The following is a 20,955-nucleotide window of genomic DNA, read 5'->3' on the forward strand; positions in this document are numbered from 1 at the left end:
GGTGCGTTAAGTCGGCGCTTTCTTGGATTAGCGGGGACTGGCTAGTGGCACTCATACACACCTCCCGTCAAAACAAACCACCTTGGAACTTGAGATGATCACACTTGGATCATTTCGAAGTCTTCCTTACGGGCGCCGCATTCGGGACAGACCCAGTTCGGAGGGACATCTTCCCAACGTGTGCCTGGCGCAATGCCTTCCTCAGGCAAACCTGCTTCTTCATCATAAATCCAGCCGCAAATCAGGCACATCCACGTACGCATAGTATTCCTACTGTATTTGTAAACATAGTCCGATCCGCGTGCAAATCGGGGCAATCCATTAAAATGGGGTTCATATTACTAAATTACTCAACCTGTGACATCCAGAGCCTTACTGGCCCTGCATGTGCATCCAAGACAAGATGGCTGCTGAAATCAAAAATTCAAGTCCTGCCCTGGCGCTCGTGCTGGCTCCTTATGATCCCAGCGGTGGCGCCCACCTGCCTGCAGATGGCATTACTGGCGCTCAACTGGGCTGCCATGTCGTCAGTGTGCCCACTGCCTTGCTGGTACGCGACAGTGCCCAGCAAGAAAACATCCAGACCCTGGCAGAAGACATTGCCGACGACCAGGCGCGCTGCTTGCTGGAAGACATGAACATTCAAGCCATCAAGTGTGGCCCCGTCTACAGCCCGGAAATCGCCAGCATGGTGGCCGAGCTATGCTCCGACTACCCTGAACTACCTTTAGTGCTGCACCTGAGCACCATGCCCACCGGACTGGACGAACTGGATGCTGACGATGCGCTTGATGCCAGTTTACGCCTGCTCCTGCCGCTCAGCTCTTTATTATTGATCGACCATCCAAGCCTGGAACGCTGGCAAGCCGACGAGTTGCTGGGCGATACCCCGGATGCCGTAGAAACCCTGCTGAACAACGGCGCCAATGCCGTACTGGTGACAGGCGTGCCAGGGGCTGCCGGGCAATGGCACACACGCTTCCAGGGGCATCATGGCCGTCTGGACTACAGCATGCCGCTGGATGGCGGCCTGCGCCAGCAGGACATAGACAGTTTGCTGGCTACCGCCTGCCTGAGCTTTCTGGCTCGAGGTCACGAACTGGATAACGCGGTAGAATCAGCCTTGTTGCACCTGCAGGCACGTGCCAGCAACACCTTCCAGCCCGGTATGGGCCACCGCCTGTTCAACCCTGTTGCCCCCCAAGATGACTGACGCCACCACCCTGCGCTTTCCTGCCGGTCTATACGGCATTACTCCCGAATGGGACGACACCACCCGCTTATTGAACGCAGTGCGTGCCGCTCACGACGGTGGTTTGCAGGTTTTGCAGTTTCGTCGCAAGAACGGCCCGGAACCCATCCGCCAGCAACAACTCAAAGAGCTGATCAAGCTGTGCCTGTCTTTGGATCTACCGCTATTGGTGAACGATCACTGGAACTGGGCGCAAGAGCTTGACGTGCAGGGCGCACACCTGGGCAAAAGCGATGGCGCACTGAGCCAGGCCCGTCAGGCACTGGGACCGCACGCCCTGCTGGGACGCTCCTGCTACAACAGTCTGGATCTGGCTCGCCAGGCCCTGGCGGACGATGCAGACTACATTGCCTTCGGGGCCATGTACCCCTCCAGCGTCAAACCCGAAGCACCACCGGCTGAACTGAACACCGTGCGACAAGCCCGATTGCTTTGCCAAGAACAAGAACACGAGGGACGGCGTGCTGCCATTGTTGCCATTGGCGGCATCACACCCGAGAAAATGCCCGAACTGCTGGAGGCGGGGGTTGATAGCGTTGCCGTTATCAGCAGCCTGTTTGAAACCAGCGACATACGCGCCACGGCGCAACGCTTTACCGACTATTTTCACGCTCAGGACGCATCGCGCTTTGTGCGCTGAGTCCTTGCCTGGCCTTGACCTTTTCACCTCTGGATTCTTGCCTCATGTCCCGTAACTCCGAACTTTTTGAACGTGCCTGCAAAGTCATTCCCGGCGGCGTCAACTCGCCCGTCCGTGCCTTCGGTTCCGTGGGCGGTACACCTTGCTTTGTCGAACGCGCCCAAGGCCCCTACATCTGGGATGCTGACGGCCAGCAATACACGGACTACGTCGGTTCCTGGGGCCCGGCCATTCTGGGCCACTCCGATCCGGACGTCATCAAGGCCGTACAAGAAGCAGCCGTTCATGGCCTGTCTTACGGTGCACCGACCGAAGGCGAAGTCGTACTGGCTGAAACCCTGACCAAGATGCTGCCCTCCATCGAGCAAGTGCGTCTGGTCAGCTCCGGCACTGAAGCCACCATGAGCGCCATTCGTCTGGCCCGCGGCTTTACCGGTCGCAACACCATCATCAAATTTGAAGGCTGCTACCACGGCCACGCTGACAGCCTGCTGGTCAAAGCCGGTTCCGGCCTGCTGACTTTTGGCAACCCCACCTCCGCAGGCGTACCGGCCGAGTTTGTAGGCCATACCTTGGTTCTGGACTACAACGACCTGGATGCCGTGCGCGATGCCTTCAAACAAAAGGGCGACGAAATCGCCTGCATTATCGTTGAGCCTTTTGCCGGCAATATGAACCTGGTGCGCCCAGCCCCCGGCTTTCTGGAAGGCTTGCGGGAGCTGTGTACCGAATACGGCGCCGTGCTGATTTTTGACGAAGTCATGACCGGCTTTCGTGTTGGCCCGCAAGGCGTACAAGGCCTGACCGGCATTCGCCCAGACCTGACTACCTTGGCCAAGGTGATTGGTGGCGGCATGCCCGTCGGTGCGTTCGGTGGCCGCCGCGACATCATGCAATGCGTGGCTCCCGTCGGTGGTGTCTACCAGGCAGGCACGCTGTCCGGTAACCCTGTCGCTGTAGCGGCTGGTCTGGCCACCTTGAAGAAACTGGCTCAACCCGGTTTCTACGACACCCTGACCGCCAACACCGCCAACTTGATTCAGGGCTTGAAAACCGCAGCGAAAGAAGCCGGTTTACCCTTCACCGCCGACCACCAAGGCGGTTTGTTCGGGATCTACTTCAGCGAGCATGTTCCCACGTCTCTGGCCGAAGTCTCGGCGGGCGACATCGAACGCTTCAAGCAATTCTTCCATGCCATGCTGGATAAGGGCGTGTACTTTGCGCCATCGGCCTTTGAGGCCGGTTTTGTGTCGGTACAACACACCTCCGACATCACCAACGCAACCGTGCAAGCGGCCCGCGAAATTTTTGCCACTTTCAAAAACTAAACGCGCCGGACACAAAAAAGCGGGCCTAAGCCCGCTTTTTTATTGCCTGATGGCTCAGTCCTGCGCCATCTGACGCAGCACAAAACGCTGTAACTTGCCCGTTTCAGTACGCGGCAAGGAAGCCACAAATTCGATGGCACGCGGGTATTTGTAGGGAGCGGCATTCTCCTTCACAAAATCCTGCAGCTTTTTCTTGAGCTCGTCGCTGCCGGTAAAGCCGGGCTTGAGCACAATGAAAGCCTGCACAATCTGGCCACGCTCTTCGTCCGCAGCCCCCACCACGCCACACTCGGCAACAGCCTCGTGCTTGAGCAAGGTACCTTCCACCTCTGGGCCTGCAATGTTGTAGCCCGAGGAAACAATCATGTCGTCGTTACGGGCCTGATAATACAGGTAGCCGTCTTCGTCCATCTTGAACGTATCACCCGGGAAGTTCCAGCCGCCCTGAACAAATAACTTCTGGCGTTCGTCGTTCAAATACTTGCAGCCCGTTGGGCCTTTAACAGCCAAACGCCCCACCGTACCAACGGGCACCGGGTTCAGGTCATCGTCCAGAATCGTGGCGACATAACCGGGTACCACTTGGCCGATTGCACCGGCACGTACTTTTTCCGGCGGACTGGACACATACACATGAATCATTTCCGTGCCACCAATGCCGTCCGTCATCTCGATACCGCTGGCCTGCTTCCAAAGCTGACGTGTCGCGTCTGGCAAGGCTTCGCCTGCCGACACGGTGGCACGCAAGCTGGCCAAGGAGTAACGATCCACCAACCCTGCCATCTGACGATAGAAGGTGGGTGCGGTAAAGCTCATGGTCACTTTGAAGCGATCAATCATGCCCAGCAGATCGGAAGGCGTCAGGCGCTCCAGCAATACCGTGGATGCACCTGCACGCAGCGGAAAACACAACAAACCGCCCAAACCAAACGTAAAGGCCAAAGGAGGTGTACCGCAAACCACATCATCGGGCCTTAAGCGCAGCACATGGCGCGAGAAGGTATCGCACATGGCCAGCACATCACGATGGAAATGCATGCAACCTTTGGGCTGACCGGTCGTGCCGCTCGTGAAGGCGATCAGGCAAACATCATCAGCCGCCGTATCGCAGGCGATGAACTCTTCAGGCTTGTCAGCCAGCAGGGCTTCCAAACCATGGGCGCTTTCATCGTTAAAGCACAGCAACTGTTTCAGAACAGGCGTGTAGGAATCGTGCGCGGAGTCCATGCAGTGTTCCAGCTCTTCACGCAAACGCTCATCACACAAGGCGGCATGGATCTCGGCCTTGTCCAGAATCGTCTTCAACTCCACCGCGCGCAGCAAAGGCATGGTAGGAACCGTAACCAGACCGGCCTTGATGCTGGCCAACCAGCAAGCAGCCATCATGGGGTTATTGGGGCCACGCAGTAAAACCCGGTTCCCAGGCACCAACTTCATGTCCTCAACCAGCACATGAGCTATACGATTGGTCAGCACATCTAGCTGCTGGTAGGTCAGGCTACGATTTTCATCACCCTGTGCCCACTGCAAAGCCACGCGATCACCCTGCCCCGCTGCTACCTGCTCCCCTAACAACGCAACAGCGCAATTTAGACGAGCGGGATAGTCCACATCCGGATTTCCTTCCAGCAACATCTCCGGCCACCACTCCATGGGTGGCAGATTGTCACGTGCAAAGGTATCAAGGTGCGCTGAACGTTCCATCCTTATCTCCTGCGTAGATTACGCCCCACTCAGGCGTAGACCCTATCCCTCAACGGCGCCGGCCAGATTGGCAAGGTCTATATTGTTTAGTCCTAAAGGATATTAGCAAAAAAAACGTCCCAACATCAGTAAACCTGACTACGGGTTATCCGCAGTAGCGCGTCACTACCCACCGTTTTCAGATGACACTCCAGACTAGCTTGAAAATCCGTGAAGTCTTGCCCAGGCAGCGGAAAGTTTAATAAAAAATTTCAAGATATAAGAAATAAATCAATCCGTCATCTGCCAATTTTTCAATTAAGAAAACTTACCCCAAGCATTATTCCCAAAAACTAAAAAAACATCCTAAATAGCAGGAAAATGATTAAGCAAACGGACGATACAGAGGCAAATGCCTTATACTTCAACTAAATAATCACTTGAATTCAGACGGCTTAACGCATCGAATCAAAGTAAAGGCGCTGTCTACACCGTAATCAAAGCCACGGTTACAAAAGTAAATAGCAGACAAGAATTTGCATTGTCTTACTCAATACCTTGTCACCCTTGCCAGTGCTTTCTAGCAAGTTGATTAATTTAAGCTTAAAAACGAATTTACTTTGATCTGTCGCAATGTCAAACTTCAAACCAGCCCCTAAGATACCTTCCAAGCTAACCCAGCTTGCTCATGGCTGCGGTCTGCGTCCTTCAAAGCTAAATATTTTGGACATGCACCATTAAGGCAAGCTATCTATGATCATGAACGATATCCCCGCTTCCGCCGTCGCCGATGCCGCTCCCGACCTGGAAAGCCGTGCCCATAGCGACGACCACTTCGACACACGTCTGTGGCTGCGCTTGATGGCCTGCACCAATTTGGTTGAGAGCGAAATTCGCAGCCGTCTGCGTACTGAACACACCACCACCCTGCCCCGCTTTGATCTGATGGCCCAATTGCAGCGCCAGCCCGCCGGCATGAAAATGAGCGAGCTGTCCCGCCACCTGATGGTCACCAACGGCAATATCACGGGCATCACCGATCAGTTGGAAAAAGAGGGTTTGGTCGAACGTATCAAGGTACTCACCGACCGTCGCAGTTCCCTGATCCGCCTGACTCCCAAAGGCAAGCGCCAATTCAAGAAAATGGCTGCCTCCCACGAGCAGTGGCTGCAAGAGATGTTTGCCAACCTATCGGAAAAAGCACGCGTCAACCTGTTTGAAGCTCTGGGCGAACTCAAGCTGATCACTCGCAACAACGTCGCCATGGCTGCTCGCGAAAGCTAACATCATCGCGCGACCAAAGATATGCCCAGGCGGCTCAAAGCAAGTATCATTACTGCTTTGAGCCGCCTTTAACATTGTTTTTCGGATCGCGTCATGGCCGTCAATCTGTTCATCCCCTCTGAATCTGATATTCACCCCGTTGCCGGTGTCAAAATCGGTATTGCCGAAGCCGGTATTCGCAAGGCCAACCGACGCGACCTGACCGTGTTTGAATTGGCCCCCGGCACCAGCGTGGCCGGTGTGTTCACCACCAACCGTTTCCGTGCTGCTCCAGTACAAGTGTGCGAAGCGCACCTGGCTACTCATGATGGTATCCGCGCTCTGGTCATCAATACCGGCAATGCAAACGCGGGCACAGGTCAGGCAGGCCTGGAAAAAGCACAGCAAACCTGCACGGAAACAGCACGCCTGCTGAACATCCTGCCCCAGCAAGTACTACCCTTTTCCACCGGCGTGATTCTGGAACCGCTGCCCATGGATCGCCTGCTGGGCGCTCTGCCTGCGGCGGTGAACGATCTGGCCGACAACAACTGGTTCAATGCTGCTCACAGCATCATGACCACCGACACGCAGCCCAAAATCGTGTCCCGTCAAATCCAGCTGTCGGGTAAAACCGTTACCTTGACCGGCATCAGCAAAGGCGCGGGCATGATTCGCCCCAATATGGCCACCATGCTGGGTTACCTGGCTACGGACGCCGGTATTGCTCCCGAACTGCTGCGCGATATGTGCCGTCTGGCGGCGGACCGCTCTTTCAACCGCATTACGGTTGATGGCGACACCTCCACCAATGACTCCTTCATCATCATGGCAACTGGCCAGAGCGGTGTCACGGTAGAGTCCATCGCAGACCCGAACTACAACGCCTTGCTCGACGCTCTGGTGGATGCCTCGCGCGAACTGGCCCAGAAAATCGTGCGTGACGCCGAAGGCGCCACCAAGTTCATGACCATCCAGGTTGATGACGCCGGTTCCAGCGAAGAAGCCCTGAAAGTGGCTTACGCCATCGCCCATTCGCCTTTGGTCAAGACCGCTTTCTTTGCCTCCGACCCGAACCTGGGCCGTATTCTGTGCGCCATTGGTTACGCCGGCATTAGCGATCTGGACGTCAACAAGCTGCGCCTGTGGCTAGGCGATGTTTTGGTCGCCGTAAACGGCGGCCGTAACCCCGACTACCAGGAAGAGGACGGCCAGCGTGTCATGCAAGAAGCCGAAATTCTGGTCCGTGTCTCTCTGGGCCGTGGTCAGCACAGCGAAACGGTCTACACCTGCGACTTCTCGCACGAGTACGTCACCATCAACGCCGACTACCGCTCCTGATATAAAAAGCCGCCTCCACTCAATGGGTGGAGACGGCTTTATGGCTAAGACAGGCCCGCCTCTTGTGCGGGCCTGTTCTATTTCTTGCCCATGCCCTTGACCAGCGAGAGCACCGCAAGAATCAAGAACACAACAAATAGAATTTTGGCGATGGACGCAGCACCGGCGGCAATACCACCAAAGCCCAACACAGCGGCCACAATAGCAACAATAAAAAAGATGACAGCGTAGTAAAGCATACGATTCTCCTCATCATCAGTATGTACAGAATCAAGGCTTTGTCTGGTGGGCCGTTTTTTTACGGCTCATAAAATAAGCATCAGACCAAAACGAGCCCCGCTTCACTAACGGTCGTACTTGTCGTAGAAATCTTTTACTTCGCGCTCTGCCTCTTCGCGGGTACGGCCATAGCGTTCTTGCACCAAACCAGCCAGTTGAGTGGCATCGCCCTTGATCTTGGCCCAATCATCATCGGTGATCTCGCCCCAGACACTGCGTGCCTTGCCTGCCAGTTGTTTCCATTTGCCTTCGATCGTGTCCTTATTCATACGTTTCCCCTAATCAGGTTCGAAAAATAAATGACTTACGCTCTGTGAACGCAACGCCTCTACCGTAACGGATACACGCGCTTTCAAAGGCCACAGATTGAGGAAAAGTGTAATAGTTTGGAGCCAGGCGCCATTTTGAGTGAATCCTGGCCCTCTGCCCGCCACTTCGAGCTCTGCGATAGCCCTGTTCCCCTGACCTTGCTCTGGCAGAGGAAAGGATTGGATGCAAAATACAGACAGGAGAAGCCCCAAGCCATTGACAGCAAAGCCTTTTTGCCCTATTATTTTTTGCTTGGCATTTTGCGTGTCAAGATTTTTTTATGTTAGATGGCATTACAGCGGGCTGTTATTGGCCTTTTACGCGATGCCTGTTTGACTCTTTAAGGGATTCCCTATGTACGCGGTTATAAAAACCGGCGGTAAGCAATATCGCATTACTGCTGGCCAAAAACTCAAAATAGAACAGATACCGGCAGACATTGGGCAAGAAATTTCGCTTGACCAGGTTCTGTCCGTCGGCGAAGGTGAAGCACTGCAAATCGGTGCTCCTTTCGTTGCTGGTGCTGTGGTCAAGGCTACTGTTCTTGCGCAAGGCCGTCACGACAAAATCAAGATTTTCAAAATGCGCCGTCGCAAGCACTACCGCAAAACGCAAGGCCATCGTCAAAACTACACTGAAATCCGCATCGAAGCGATCAACGCCTAAGTTGTTGCTAAAAGCGAATTTGGTATTTTCTTCATCTAGGAGCTAAAGAAATGGCACAGAAGAAAGGCGGCGGCTCTACGCGGAACGGCCGTGACTCACAGGCCAAACGTCTGGGCGTTAAAGTCTACGGCGGTCAGGTAATTTCGGCTGGCGGCATCATTGTTCGTCAGCGTGGCACTCAGTTTCACCCCGGCGTGAACGTGGGCATTGGTAAAGACCACACCCTGTTCTCCCTGGTCGATGGCAAAGTCAAATTTTCCATCACGGGTGCTCTGAACAAGCGTACCGTTTCGGTCGTTGCTGGCGAATAAGCCACCCGATCAAAGCGTACTCGCTGCGAAAAAGCCCTGCCGCCCTAGGCAGGGCTTTTTTTATGCATGGCCAACGCGCCATCGCCCAAACCCGCCCACCCGGCTTAGCCAGTCTCCCTACGGCCACAGCAAGAGACTAAAAATCGGCCACTATCACGGCACATACCGGCAGATAAGCCAATCTCCTATACACTAAGCAATTGGGGTTTTTGTTTAAAATGGTCTGCTCCCAGACCAGCAGCCCATACAGTTCTGCGGCCCCTGGACCTATACAGCACTCATCACCATGAAATTCGTAGACGAAGCGACCATTGAAGTGGTCGCAGGCAAAGGTGGAAACGGCGCTGCCAGTTTCCGCCGAGAAAAATTTATTGAAAAAGGTGGCCCCAATGGCGGCGACGGTGGACGCGGTGGCAGCATTTATGCCCAGGCCGACCGTAACGTCAACACCTTGATCGACTACCGCTACGCCCGCCTGCACCGCGCTCGCAACGGCGAGAATGGCCGTGGCTCGGACCAGTACGGCGCCGGTGGTGAGGACATCACCCTGCGTGTGCCCGTAGGCACCATGATTTTTGACGCAGAAACCGGCGAGCAGTTGTTTGATATGAAGCGTCATGGCGAGAAAATCACCCTGGCCCAAGGCGGCGCCGGTGGTTTGGGTAACCTGCACTTCAAGTCCAGTGTGAACCGTGCCCCGCGTCAATTTACCTACGGCAAGGAAGGCGAGCATCGCAAGCTGCGCCTGGAACTGAAAGTGCTGGCTGATGTCGGTCTGCTGGGTATGCCCAATGCGGGCAAATCCACCTTGATCACCCGTATTTCCAACGCCAAGCCTCGCATTGCGGACTATCCCTTCACCACCTTGCACCCTAACCTGGGCGTGGTGCGTTCATCCGAAGCACACAGCTTTGTGGTTGCCGATATTCCTGGCCTGATCGAAGGCGCCTCTGAAGGGGCTGGCCTGGGCCACTTGTTCCTGCGCCACTTGACTCGCACCCGTATCTTGCTGCATCTGCTGGATGTATCCAGCCTGGATCCGGACGAGGATATCGTGGCCAAAGTGGCTGCAGAAGCCCGTGCCATTGTTGAAGAACTGCGTCTGTACAGCGAAGAGCTGTACGCCAAGCCTCGCTGGCTGGTTCTCAACAAACTGGACATGGTCTCGGACCCGGAAGACCTGAAAGCCCGCCTGCTCAAGGAGCTGAACTGGGAAGGCCCAGTCTTTGGCATCTCCGCCCTGACCGGTGTGGGAACACAGGATCTGGTCTATCAGCTTCAATCCTGGCTGGATGAAGAAAGCCGCAAAGAGCATATCGAGCAAGATATTGCTGACGGCACCCATATTTACGACGAGAGGTTTGCCCCAGACTGATCGTTGCCACACAAGTCCAGGGTTTAGATTCCAGGACTGACTCCAAAAATGCCCGGAAGACGCGGTTAAGCCAGCCGCCCTACTCCTGGCATTTTCTCTATTTACACGCCAAGCGATGGATTTCTGAACTCGTCATGCAGCACTCTTCTCATTCTGAATCGGCCGTTGCACAATCGCGCCGATTGGTTATTAAAGTAGGTTCGTCCCTGGTCACCAACGAGGGCAAGGGGATTGACCTGGATGCCGTGGAGCAATGGGCTACCCAGATTGCTCAACTGCATGCCCAAGGCAAGCAATTGGTGCTGGTTTCCAGCGGTGCCATTGCCGAAGGCATGGCCCGCCTGGGCTGGCCGCGCCGACCGAAGGCCATGAATGAGTTGCAAGCAGCAGCGGCCGTCGGCCAGATGGGTTTGGTTCAAGCCTATGAAGTGGCTTTTGCCCGCCACGGCGTGCGCACCGCCCAGATCCTGCTGACCCATGAGGATTTGGCTGACCGCCATCGCTATCTGAACGCACGTAGCACCATCAACACCTTGCTGGACCTGGGGGTGGTGCCCATCGTGAACGAGAATGACACGGTGGTCACAGATGAAATCCGCGTGGGCGACAACGACACGCTGGGCGCACTGGTCACGAATCTGATCGAAGCCGAAACCCTGATCATTCTGACCGATCAAGCTGGCTTGTACAGTGCCGACCCACGCAGCAATCCTGATGCGCAATTCATCTCGCTGGGGCAAGCAGGGGACCCAACACTGGAAGCCATGGCTGGCGGTTCGGGCAGCAATATCGGCACCGGCGGCATGATTACCAAGATTCTGGCGGCCAAACGCGCCGCTCAAAGCGGTGGCCACACCATTATTGCGTCGGGCCGTGAACAGCAAGTTCTGTCGCGCCTGTCGCAAGGCGAACGCATCGGCACAGAACTGCGCGCCACCCTGCCTGTACGTTCAGCCCGTCAACGCTGGCTGGTCGACCAACTGCGTGTGCGTGGTCGCGTGTCGCTGGACGAAGGTGCCGTACGTGCGTTGGTAGACGGCCACAAAAGCCTGCTGCCCGTAGGGGTCACCCATGTCGAGGGCGAATTCGACCGGGGCGATGTGGTGGCCTGCGTGGACAAGCACGGCGTGGAATACGCCCGTGGTCTGATCAACTACTCCTCGGACGACACGCGTCGCATCATGGGCCAACCCAGCCACTTGATCAATGAATTGCTGGGTAGTGAACACGATACAGAGCTAATCCACCGCAACAATATGGTGTTCCCTCGCAGTGGACCGGATCAGGACTAAGCCTTGACCCCTGCCCGGCCCGCCTGTTGAAATAGACGGATAAAACGTATCGAGTTGCGACAATGCGTGCGGACTTTCCGCGCCTGATCACAACACTTTCCCTTTCGGGCGATGCGCCCAAGGAACCGTATGAAAATCCTCGTACTAGGTGCTGGCGTAGAAGGCGTAACCAGTGCTTATTATCTTGCCCGCCAAGGACACAGCGTAACGGTCATCGACCGCATGGCTGGCCCTGCTCTGGAAACCAGTTTTGCCAATGCTGGTCAGCTCTCCTTTGGCTATGCTTGCCCCTGGGCTGCGCCGGGTATCCCGCGCAAAGCCATCAAGTGGATGTTCGACGAACACCCTGCCCTGACAATTCGCCCGGATGGTACGCTGACACAAATCAAGTGGCTGCTGGCCATGTGGCGCAACTGCACGGCAGATCGCTACGCCATCAATAAAGAACGCATGGTGCGTCTGGCAGAATACAGTCGTCATTGCATGGCCGAGCTGCGTGCACAGACCGATATTCAGTTCGAGCACCGCGCCCAAGGCACCTTGCAGCTCTTCCGTACGCAAAAACAACTGGACGGTATTGCTGCCGATATCGAGGTCCTGAAAGAAGCCGGAGTACCTTACGAACTGCTGTCCGCGTCTGAGCTGCACACGATTGAGCCGGCTCTGCGCCATGTAGAACACAAACTAAGCGGAGGCCTGCGCTTCCCTGAGGACGAAACCGGCGACTGCCAGATGTTCACCCGCCGCCTTAGCGAACTGGCTGAACAGGAAGGCGTGGAATTCCGCTGGAACCAGAACATTCAGCGCATTCACAGCAATGGCACAGAAATCAGCGGCGTGCAAAGCTCCGACGGCTTGCTGACTGCCGATGCCTACGTGGTGGCCTTGGGCTCCTGGTCTACAGGTCTAATGAAAGACCTGCAAGCCATTCCGGTCTACCCGTTGAAGGGCTATTCCATTACCGCCACGATTGCGGACGCCTCCCGTGCGCCCCAATCCACCCTGCTGGATGAAAGCTACAAGATCGCCCTGACCCGTTTTGACAATCGCATTCGTGTGGGCGGCATGGCCGAGGTAGTCGGCTTTAACAAGCGCCTGAACCCCCGCCGTGAACAAACCTTGCTGATGGTCTTGAACGACCTGTTCCCCGGCAGCTACCAAAGCGATGCAGACCTGCATTTCTGGACCGGCCTGCGTCCCAAGACGCCGGACAGCACCCCGATTGTGGGCCGCAGCCGTTACTCCAACCTGTTCTTGAATACAGGCCACGGCACGTTGGGATGGACCTTGGCGACCGGCAGCGCGCAATTGCTGGCTGACCTGATCAGTAACAAAGAGCCGGCCATCCGTGCTGACGATTTGTCGGTGCAGCGTTACTACTAAGCCCCTGCTCTACAAGGTAAACAAAGGCTTTGTCAGGTTTAACCGGCAAAGCCTTTTTCAACTCCCCTGCCCTAATGGCGCACTGGCTCGACCAGCAACTGGCAATTGGCCGCAAACATATAGCCCCAGTTATGAATAGAGCGTATAGGCAACGACGTTCCCCCCTGACTGAATTTACGCCGCATACGACTGACCAGCACACCCAGACGATTGATATGCGAAGCGCCGGGCGGATTGCTGATGACATCCGTTTTACTGGCGACAGCCTGCATCAACTCGTAATGGCTGGCCCGGCGATCCTCTTCTCGCAGCAAGCGGACCATAAAGGCGCGTTCAGTGCTGGTCAGAGTAAATGACATGCCAAGCGGAGATACCAAAATCCAGCCTTCCTGATCCAACACCCACTCCTGAATCAAGGAGGGTTCAGGGATGATGGGCATCTGCATCAAACGTCGTTGCAGGCTATGCAAACTGGCCGCCAGCAACTCCAAAGACGCCTCCTTCGGACAAAACTGATCGCCGCCGCTATGCAAGGCTTGCAGCATGGCCGAGTCCGTGGCGTCGGACTGCATCAAGATCCCGATTTGCGGACACAGCATCCGTAAACGCACGGCTGCAGAGCAAATCTCTGCCAAAGTCCCCCCCAGCCAGGCAATACATACAGAACCGACATGGCGCCCGCGCGTTTGGGCCAACTGCAATAAAGCCGCGACATCCGGGCAAAAAATAAGACGATAACCACGTTCAGCCAGTGCCTGAATTCTTTGTTCTAGTAAATTTCGATCAGGGATAGCCGTGGCCAGGTAGAGCACAACAGGACCGCCAGCAATTTCATTTGCAACCGACATAGTTGAAACCTTAACTATAATGACATCTGATGACTATGTCGGACAGTATAAATCACGACTGTGATTTTTTATTAAAACCATCGTGTTTGGCTTTGCATCAACAATCTGTTGTGTGAAACATTTCTCCGAACGCCTTCGCCATGCACGTCAATACCGCGGTCTTTCTCAGGCGGATTTGGCACGTCTATGCGGATTGACTCAGAGCGCCATCTCCAACTACGAAAACGGTACTCGTCGGGGCCCTCGTGAAATACTGGAGTTGTCCAGAGCCTTGAATGTCAGCGCAGTATGGCTGCACAAAGGTGTCGGCAAGATGGAGTTCAGCGATGACGGCTATACCTTGGCCGAACCCCAGGACGGCCCTCCGATTGTCTCCTGGCCTTTCCGTCTGTTCTCCGTCGATGAGGTAGTTGCTTTGGCAGATAGCGAACGTGAATTGCTTGATCGCACACTGCGCCATTTGCTAGATGGCATGAAAAAACGCTAGATGCTGCTATTTTCTGCCCCCATCTAGCCGCTGCCACCTAGCTTCGCACCGCTTTGCCAAGTACTGGCAACACACCGCCCAACACCAGGCTGCGGCCACACCTATCCTAACGCACTCTTTCATTGGCGACACAGATTCAGTCGGACAGTTTTATCACATACGGGGTTTTTCTTGAAAACCATCGTGCAGAGCGTTCCATGAACAATCTGTAGTGTGAAACACTTCTCTGATCGCCTTCGCCACGCCCGCCAGCAACGCGGCTTTTCCCAAGCCGAGCTGGCCCGCCTGTGTAACCTTAGCCAAAGCGCCATCTCCAATTACGAGAGCGGCACGCGGCGTGACGCACGCGAGATTCTGGATCTGGCCAAAGCCCTGAATATCAGCGCCCAATGGCTCAAGAACGGGGTGGGCCATATGGAGCTAAGCACAGCCCATGCGACCACCTTACAAGACTCTGGCGAAGGCCCGCCGATTGTGACCTGGCCTTTCAACCGCTTTTCCGTTGACGAAATTGTGGCTTTACCACCCAAAGAGCGTGACCATCTGGATCAGACCATCCGTCATCTGCTCAACGGCATGAAAAGAAAATAAGCCTTATACGCCCACAAGCCGTTCCAAAGTACCTATACTTGTCGGCACGCAGGGGTACTCGCCATTGGGCGGGTTGAGATAAACCCTCGTACCAGTACGGATAATGCCGATGCTGGGAGCGTGTGCCACAGGTGCAATGCCTGCACGGCACTTCTTCCTATATCGGCTCCACCATTTCTTTGGAGCTGCAATGACAAGCAAAAATCCTTCTTTTACAGCCACAGCGGCCAGTGTAGACCCGGCCGCGATCCAGCCCTTACCCAACTCCCGAAAGACTTATCAAACCGGCTCACGGCCAGATCTGCGTGTGCCTTTTCGGGAAATTTCCCTGGCTGATACCCCCAGCCACTTTGGCGCCGAGCCAAACCCTCCCTTAAGCGTTTATGACACCAGCGGTCCTTACACGGACCCCTCGGTGCAGATCGATATTCGCAAAGGGCTTCCTGCACTGCGTCAAGCCTGGATTAGCGAGCGCAATGACACCGAGTTGATGGCAGGACTCAATAGCCAGTACGGTCAGGCCCGCCAGGCCGATCCGGAGCTGGACACCTTGCGCTTTGAACTGAAGCGTCAGCCCCGACGCAGCACTTCGGGCGCCAATGTCACGCAAATGCATTACGCACGGCGCGGCATCATCACGCCCGAAATGGAGTTTGTGGCGATTCGGGAAAATCTGCGACGCGAGCAATATATTGAAAGTTTGCGTGCCAGCGGCCCGCAAGGTGAAGAGATGGCTCGTCGCCTGACCAAGGTACATCCTGGTCAGGGTTTCGGTGCCAGCTTGCCCACCACGGTCACGCCCGAGTTTGTTCGTGATGAGATTGCGCGTGGCCGCGCCATTTTGCCCGCCAATATCAACCACCCGGAAACCGAGCCCATGATTATTGGCCGCAACTTCCTGGTGAAGATCAACGCCAATATTGGTAACTCGGCCCTGGGCTCCACCATTGGCGAAGAAGTCGAAAAAATGACCTGGGCGATTCGCTGGGGTGCAGACACCATCATGGATTTGTCCACGGGCAAGAATATCCATGAAACGCGCGAATGGATTATTCGCAACTCGCCTGTTCCGGTTGGCACCGTACCTATTTACCAGGCCCTGGAAAAGGTCGGCGGCATTGCCGAGAATCTGACCTGGGATATTTTCCGCGACACCTTGATTGAGCAGGCCGAGCAAGGCGTGGACTATTTCACCATTCACGCCGGTGTGCGTTTGCCCTTTATCCCCATGACAGCCAGCCGCATGACAGGCATTGTTTCGCGTGGCGGTTCCATCATGGCGAAGTGGTGTCTGGCGCATCACCGCGAAAGCTTCCTGTACGAGCACTTCGAGGACATCTGCGAGATCATGAAGCAGTACGACGTGGCTTTCTCGCTGGGTGATGGCTTGCGTCCCGGGTCGGGCTATGACGCCAATGATCAGGCGCAATTCGCGGAACTGCGTACCTTGGGCGAGTTGACTCAGGTCGCGTGGAAGCACGATGTTCAGGTCATGATTGAAGGCCCAGGTCATGTGCCTTTGCATCTGATTCCCGAGAACATGCAGTTGCAGCTGGAGCACTGTCATGAGGCCCCCTTCTATACTTTGGGGCCTTTGGCAACCGACATTGCACCGGGTTACGACCACATCACTTCCGGTTTGGGTGCGGCGATGATCGCCTGGCAAGGCACGGCGATGCTGTGCTATGTGACGCCCAAGGAGCATCTGGGCTTGCCCAACAAGAAGGATGTGAAGGACGGCATCATCACGTACAAGATCGCAGCACATGCCGCGGACTTGGCCAAGGGGCATCCTTCGGCGGCATTCCGGGACAATGCCTTGTCCAAGGCGCGCTTTGAATTCCGTTGGGATGATCAGTTCAATCTGGGGCTGGACCCGGACACCGCACGTGAATTCCACGACGAGACCTTGCCTAAAGACTCGATGAAAGTGGCGCACTTCTGCTCCATGTGTGGGCCCAAGTTCTGCAGCATGAAGATCTCGCAGGATGTACGAGACTATGCCAAGGCTAACGGTCTGGATGAGCAGTCCGCTGTGGATCAGGGGATGAAGGAGATGTCTGTGCAGTTCGTTCAGCAGGGCAGCCGCTTGTACCAACAAGCCTGACGCTTTTACTCTCCAGCACAGCGTCTCAACCCGAACAGCAGATCTTCTCTGATCTGCTGTTCGTATCTCCACCCCCCTCCTTCCTGGATACGCACCAGACTAAAGCCACTGTCATACTCTGCAGCCTCGTGAGCAGTGCCAAGGCTCACCTGGCTCTCAGGAACACACCGGGCAAACCACCGGCAATGTCAGAACTAAACAAATACTGAAAGAATTCGTCTCTTTGATGAACCTTGCTGTTTACCAGGCCCCCGGTATGCCCACCTGTTCTGTCCCGCCCATGCAACTTGAGCTGCTTTTGAGCAAGATCCTGAACTTGGTTCCGGAATACCAAGTCCACATACATTCGCGCCGTCCACTTCAATTGGCACGCTTCCGCCCCCCCCCGAATACTGAGCTATTTCAGTTCACCGCCGCCCACGCACCAGCCTATTTATCCCTATTGCATGAGAAACTCGCGCAAGCCCATCCTGAGGGAGGCAAAATCTATTGGTCTACAACGGCTTGGCGCATCCTGAACTGGAATCCAATCCTGTTTAGCGTGATGGCCGTCCATAGCCTTGGTAAAGCAGTATGTTTACAAGGTAGCGGCCTATGGGTCACGCAAGAAAGTATTGAAGGCAGCGCGCTAGAGGATCATCCGGTTTTCTCCGGACCAGAAGACGAACTCATTCACTATGCAGGTCAACAGATACAAATGCTGATGGGTACGCTGTACACAGCAGCGACACAAAGCTTTTCCCTGCACATCAAGCTGGCACAAAAGCTGACGACCGATGCGTTGGTGGAATGCCTGATCATGCAAAATCAACTGGCTCAATCCGCTGTGGCGCTAAGGCAGGATCAACTCCAAACTCGTCTGGATAAATGGTTAAACGCCGCCGGGCTGCCACTGATCACGGGCACTTTACTCCTTCCCAATGGTCAGCTCGGCCTGAATCGCCAAGTCTGTTGTCAGTACTACCGCATACAGACGGGTGGAGAGTGCCCGGACTGTACACGCATCCCCATGCCACAACGGTTGGCCATGATGGCCGAACACACTCATTAAGCACAAGCCCCAGCAGCGAAACCCAGGAGCCAAGGTGTCCGCCGGCCCCTTAAAGCACCCACGGCCAAGCCGTGGGCGGCAATAAACGGCCTGACTTACGAGCGTGGTTGCTCGGTCGAGACAATGCGTCCATTTTCCATCTTGATCAGTCGATCTGCCAAATGGAAATAGCGATCATCATGACTGATGACCAGCACCGTCTTGCCCATGGCTTTGAGCTCGGGCAAGAGATCATGATAGAACACATCCTTGAACACAGGGTCCTGATCAGCTGCCCACTCATCAAACACCAGGAAAGGCCGATCTTCCAGATACGCTGCCACCAAAGCCAGACGCTTGCGTTGGCCTTGCGACAAGGCCTGCGTTGTAAAGGCACCATCCTTGATCTGCACCTTATGGTGCAGGTATAACTTTTCCAACAAGGCATTGCCTCGTTCATCAAAGCCGCTTGAAACACTATCCAGCAGACTATCGAACAAATGGAAATCGGAAAAAATCGCGGAAAACATTTGCCGGTACTGGTCCCGATTCTCATCCGAAATCTTCTGACCATTGAATTCGATATGACCATTCTCGGGTCGATACAAACCCACCAACAATTTGGCTAGACTGGTCTTGCCACTGCCATTGCCACCCACCAGATAATTCAGTTGCCCCGGCTCAAAGCTCAGGTCAATCGGGCCCAAGGTGAAAACATCGTTATTGCCTTCATGGAAATATTGATGTGAAACACCGTGCAAAGCCAGAGAGCTCAAACGCTGTTCCCCCTCCTGCCCTGCCATCTGTTCACTTTGCACCAGACCACTTACCATGGATTCGATATGCCGAGCAGACATCCCTGCAGACTTCATAGGTGGCAAGCTACTGATGACCGCCTCCAGCGGCCCCACCATATACACCAACAGCAAGGCAAATCCGGTCGTCACCCGCACTTGCTCGGAGGCACTATCGGTCAACACAAACAACACCAGACCAATAAACACGAAAATCAAGAAATTGTTCCAAACCGAAGAAACAATATAGATCGTCATGCCCAGACTACGTTCTCGCCGCACCTGCTCAATCGAATCACGCATGTGCGCGCGCAAAAAACGGTCCCGCTTGCCCACATTCAAGCGCAGTTCCTTGGCACCGTTGATCAAGGCATTGAAGATACCCAACATGCGGTCCTGCTCATGCTCAGCACGCTCCAAATGCTTTACAGCGCGCAAGCCCGCCAATTGAAAAGTCAAAAAACCTGTACCAATAATGGCAATGGCGAACAAAAAAATCTTCCAGGACAAAGCAGCCATATACACCAAACACCCCAATACAATAGCGGCATTGGTCAACATGATCGGCATAAAACCGAAGAAAAACTTCACATTCAACGTATGTTCGGACATGGCGGCCTGCATGCGTCCCCGCCCCATCATTTCCAATGAACGAAAATCAGCCGAATTGACATGATCCACGATGTAATTACGCAACTGGGCATGTACCCGTTGGCCAAGCCGCTCCAAAAGTATCTGGGCTACGGACTGGAACAACATGGCCAACAACGCCGTTATGGCAAATTGCAGGCCCAGCTCGGTTCGAGACGACTCAGACGAGACAGTAATAACATCCGTGATTAACGCCAGCAAACGCACACTCAGCAAACCGCCAAGCACACTGAGCACTGCACAAAAAGCCAATAAAGGCCAAGATTTCTTGATCAGATATTTAAACAAGACCGCGTCCTTGGTGAGTTTCTTACAGTAGGACAGCACAACGGATCACGCCCCTACCCATCAGAAAGCGAATCGCCCAGCAGGCCTGTGCTGCTATCAACAGGGCCGTGACAAAAACAGGAGGGAAAGGCGCCCACCACTCGACAAGGCCCAACCCGCCGCTAGAGGGGACACGTTTGCCCTACGCGTCAGTTGGCAAGCCTGCCAGATAGGCCAAGCCATGCGACAACGCCGAAAACAAGCTGTTGTTAAAATTGTTCCAGCGCAACTCCAGAATCGTGTCCTCAGGCTCAATCGTTGTATTGACGACCTCCCAAAACACCGGCCCTGAATCAATACCCTGATCCACATAATGAAACGATGCGCCAGTCTTGAACAAAGGCTGGACTGGTTCGGTCTGCATGGTTTGCCAATCCAACACACGCTGCCCCCGTGCCCCATAGAGCGCATCCAATGTCGCTGTCGCACCCCGTCGTTGGTAAGGCGAATCTTCGCGAGTCGGACCTGGATGAATATTGACGATCTTGCCTTGATACGGCGCACCGGCACACACCAGTTTGTCCAGGATCACAATCAGGCCGTCCAGAACAACCCAGTCTGCCTCCAATGCCTGAAATCGCTCCAATAAACGCTGTTCAAACGCCTGCTTGCCAGGCTGGCGGGCAGCGTCATCTATAGCCAGGCCGCGGTAGGATGACGGGATATTTTCCAGCAAATCATTCAGTGGCCGCCCCTGCACACACAAATCTTGCGGATAGATCCACTGCCCCCCACTCTGACCGTCGCGACCATAACCATCGAGCTTGGCCTGATCAAGCGCATAGTCATCAATATCGTCGTAGATGACCGCCTCCAGTGAATACAGACGGCCCAGTTCAGAATGATTCAATTGATGAACCAGATACTCCAAAGGAGACATCATGTACCGCAACTGCCCTTTGTACTCAATCTGCTGCCCCGCTTTGTCCGCCGCCGCATTGCGTAAGGACATGACATACACCAATTTTCTTTTCATGAAATATCCGCATTCGCTCTTA

General features: G+C 54.9%; 21 protein-coding genes and 1 riboswitch. Of the genes, 14 read left to right on the forward strand and 7 right to left on the reverse strand.

Features of this window, described 5'->3' with window-relative positions:
• Window positions 1–98: 98 nt before the first annotated feature.
• Window positions 99–263, reverse strand: a complete 165-nt coding sequence (locus ACDI13_RS07435) for a rubredoxin (protein ID WP_316990531.1) — start codon at window positions 261–263, stop codon at window positions 99–101.
• A 140-nt stretch (window positions 264–403) separates the two neighbouring features.
• On the opposite strand from ACDI13_RS07435, the gene ACDI13_RS07440 reads away from it, so the two are divergent.
• Genes ACDI13_RS07440 through hemL form a run of 3 tightly spaced genes read left to right on the forward strand, consistent with a single transcriptional unit; the run spans window position 404 to window position 3,220 of the window.
• Window positions 404–1,213 (forward strand): bifunctional hydroxymethylpyrimidine kinase/phosphomethylpyrimidine kinase, encoded by an 810-nt coding sequence (locus tag ACDI13_RS07440; protein WP_316990532.1) that lies wholly within the window; start codon window positions 404–406, stop codon window positions 1,211–1,213.
• On the forward strand, window positions 1,206–1,892 hold the full coding sequence (gene thiE, locus ACDI13_RS07445) for a thiamine phosphate synthase (RefSeq protein WP_316990533.1): 687 nt from the start codon (window positions 1,206–1,208) through the stop codon (window positions 1,890–1,892). The genes ACDI13_RS07440 and thiE overlap by 8 nt, the downstream gene beginning before the upstream one ends.
• Before the next feature lie 44 nt (window positions 1,893–1,936).
• A complete protein-coding gene (gene hemL, locus ACDI13_RS07450) occupies window positions 1,937–3,220 on the forward strand; it encodes a glutamate-1-semialdehyde 2,1-aminomutase (RefSeq protein ID WP_316990534.1) in 1,284 nt (427 codons plus the stop codon).
• A gap of 54 nt (window positions 3,221–3,274) precedes the next feature.
• Here hemL and ACDI13_RS07455 read toward each other — a convergent pair whose 3' ends face one another.
• On the reverse strand, window positions 3,275–4,924 hold the full coding sequence (locus ACDI13_RS07455; protein ID WP_316990535.1) for an AMP-binding protein: 1,650 nt from the start codon (window positions 4,922–4,924) through the stop codon (window positions 3,275–3,277).
• Between the two features lie 732 nt (window positions 4,925–5,656).
• On the opposite strand from ACDI13_RS07455, the gene ACDI13_RS07460 reads away from it, so the two are divergent.
• Entirely contained in the window at window positions 5,657–6,187 is a 531-nt protein-coding gene (locus tag ACDI13_RS07460) for a MarR family transcriptional regulator (RefSeq protein WP_316990536.1), read from the forward strand.
• A gap of 93 nt (window positions 6,188–6,280) precedes the next feature.
• The gene (argJ, locus tag ACDI13_RS07465) at window positions 6,281–7,507 is read left to right on the forward strand and encodes a bifunctional glutamate N-acetyltransferase/amino-acid acetyltransferase ArgJ (protein ID WP_316990537.1); all 1,227 of its coding nucleotides are present in this window, start codon (window positions 6,281–6,283) and stop codon (window positions 7,505–7,507) included.
• 77 nt (window positions 7,508–7,584) lie between these two features.
• On the opposite strand, the gene ACDI13_RS07470 is transcribed toward argJ, so the two are convergent.
• Window positions 7,585–7,746 carry a DUF1328 domain-containing protein gene (locus ACDI13_RS07470; protein ID WP_009460570.1) on the reverse strand — a complete coding sequence of 54 codons (162 nt, stop codon included), beginning with the start codon at window positions 7,744–7,746 and terminating at the stop codon, window positions 7,585–7,587.
• A gap of 105 nt (window positions 7,747–7,851) precedes the next feature.
• Window positions 7,852–8,055, reverse strand: a complete 204-nt coding sequence (locus ACDI13_RS07475; protein ID WP_094197753.1) for a CsbD family protein — start codon at window positions 8,053–8,055, stop codon at window positions 7,852–7,854.
• A 394-nt stretch (window positions 8,056–8,449) separates the two neighbouring features.
• On the opposite strand from ACDI13_RS07475, the gene rplU reads away from it, so the two are divergent.
• From rplU to ACDI13_RS07500, 5 genes are all read left to right on the forward strand, one after another.
• A complete protein-coding gene (gene rplU, locus ACDI13_RS07480; protein ID WP_003801901.1) occupies window positions 8,450–8,761 on the forward strand; it encodes a 50S ribosomal protein L21 in 312 nt (103 codons plus the stop codon).
• Window positions 8,762–8,811: 50 nt separating this feature from the next.
• Window positions 8,812–9,072 carry a 50S ribosomal protein L27 gene (gene rpmA / locus ACDI13_RS07485; RefSeq protein ID WP_009460566.1) on the forward strand — a complete coding sequence of 87 codons (261 nt, stop codon included), beginning with the start codon at window positions 8,812–8,814 and terminating at the stop codon, window positions 9,070–9,072.
• Window positions 9,073–9,358: 286 nt separating this feature from the next.
• Window positions 9,359–10,447, forward strand: a complete 1,089-nt coding sequence (gene obgE / locus ACDI13_RS07490; protein ID WP_316988723.1) for a GTPase ObgE — start codon at window positions 9,359–9,361, stop codon at window positions 10,445–10,447.
• Window positions 10,448–10,581: 134 nt separating this feature from the next.
• Window positions 10,582–11,739 carry a glutamate 5-kinase gene (gene proB / locus ACDI13_RS07495; protein ID WP_316988724.1) on the forward strand — a complete coding sequence of 386 codons (1,158 nt, stop codon included), beginning with the start codon at window positions 10,582–10,584 and terminating at the stop codon, window positions 11,737–11,739.
• A gap of 129 nt (window positions 11,740–11,868) precedes the next feature.
• Complete coding sequence (locus ACDI13_RS07500; RefSeq protein ID WP_316988725.1) at window positions 11,869–13,122, forward strand: D-amino acid dehydrogenase; 1,254 nt, start codon at window positions 11,869–11,871, stop codon at window positions 13,120–13,122.
• A 71-nt stretch (window positions 13,123–13,193) separates the two neighbouring features.
• On the opposite strand, the gene ACDI13_RS07505 is transcribed toward ACDI13_RS07500, so the two are convergent.
• Window positions 13,194–13,970: a DNA-binding response regulator gene (locus tag ACDI13_RS07505; protein WP_316988726.1), complete on the reverse strand. Its 777-nt coding sequence runs from the start codon at window positions 13,968–13,970 to the stop codon at window positions 13,194–13,196.
• Window positions 13,971–14,082: 112 nt separating this feature from the next.
• On the opposite strand from ACDI13_RS07505, the gene ACDI13_RS07510 reads away from it, so the two are divergent.
• The 4 genes from ACDI13_RS07510 (at window position 14,083) to ACDI13_RS07525 (ending at window position 18,206) form a co-directional block, all read left to right on the forward strand.
• On the forward strand, window positions 14,083–14,457 hold the full coding sequence (locus tag ACDI13_RS07510; RefSeq protein ID WP_316988727.1) for a helix-turn-helix transcriptional regulator: 375 nt from the start codon (window positions 14,083–14,085) through the stop codon (window positions 14,455–14,457).
• Between the two features lie 213 nt (window positions 14,458–14,670).
• Window positions 14,671–15,048: a helix-turn-helix transcriptional regulator gene (locus tag ACDI13_RS07515; RefSeq protein WP_316988728.1), complete on the forward strand. Its 378-nt coding sequence runs from the start codon at window positions 14,671–14,673 to the stop codon at window positions 15,046–15,048.
• Between the two features lie 40 nt (window positions 15,049–15,088).
• Window positions 15,089–15,183: riboswitch (TPP riboswitch) on the forward strand.
• 55 nt (window positions 15,184–15,238) lie between these two features.
• Window positions 15,239–17,155, forward strand: a complete 1,917-nt coding sequence (gene thiC, locus ACDI13_RS07520) for a phosphomethylpyrimidine synthase ThiC (protein ID WP_316988729.1) — start codon at window positions 15,239–15,241, stop codon at window positions 17,153–17,155.
• 280 nt (window positions 17,156–17,435) lie between these two features.
• Complete coding sequence (locus ACDI13_RS07525; protein WP_316988730.1) at window positions 17,436–18,206, forward strand: hypothetical protein; 771 nt, start codon at window positions 17,436–17,438, stop codon at window positions 18,204–18,206.
• A gap of 95 nt (window positions 18,207–18,301) precedes the next feature.
• Here the strand turns inward: ACDI13_RS07525 and ACDI13_RS07530 are convergent, their stop codons facing one another.
• Window positions 18,302–19,867 carry a cyclic peptide export ABC transporter gene (locus tag ACDI13_RS07530; RefSeq protein ID WP_372372968.1) on the reverse strand — a complete coding sequence of 522 codons (1,566 nt, stop codon included), beginning with the start codon at window positions 19,865–19,867 and terminating at the stop codon, window positions 18,302–18,304.
• A gap of 232 nt (window positions 19,868–20,099) precedes the next feature.
• On the reverse strand, window positions 20,100–20,933 hold the full coding sequence (locus ACDI13_RS07535; protein ID WP_316988732.1) for a N(5)-hydroxyornithine transformylase PvdF: 834 nt from the start codon (window positions 20,931–20,933) through the stop codon (window positions 20,100–20,102).
• Window positions 20,934–20,955: the final 22 nt, after the last annotated feature.

The organism is Alcaligenes faecalis, assembly GCF_041521385.1.
Taxonomy (GTDB): domain Bacteria; phylum Pseudomonadota; class Gammaproteobacteria; order Burkholderiales; family Burkholderiaceae_B; genus Alcaligenes; species Alcaligenes faecalis_E.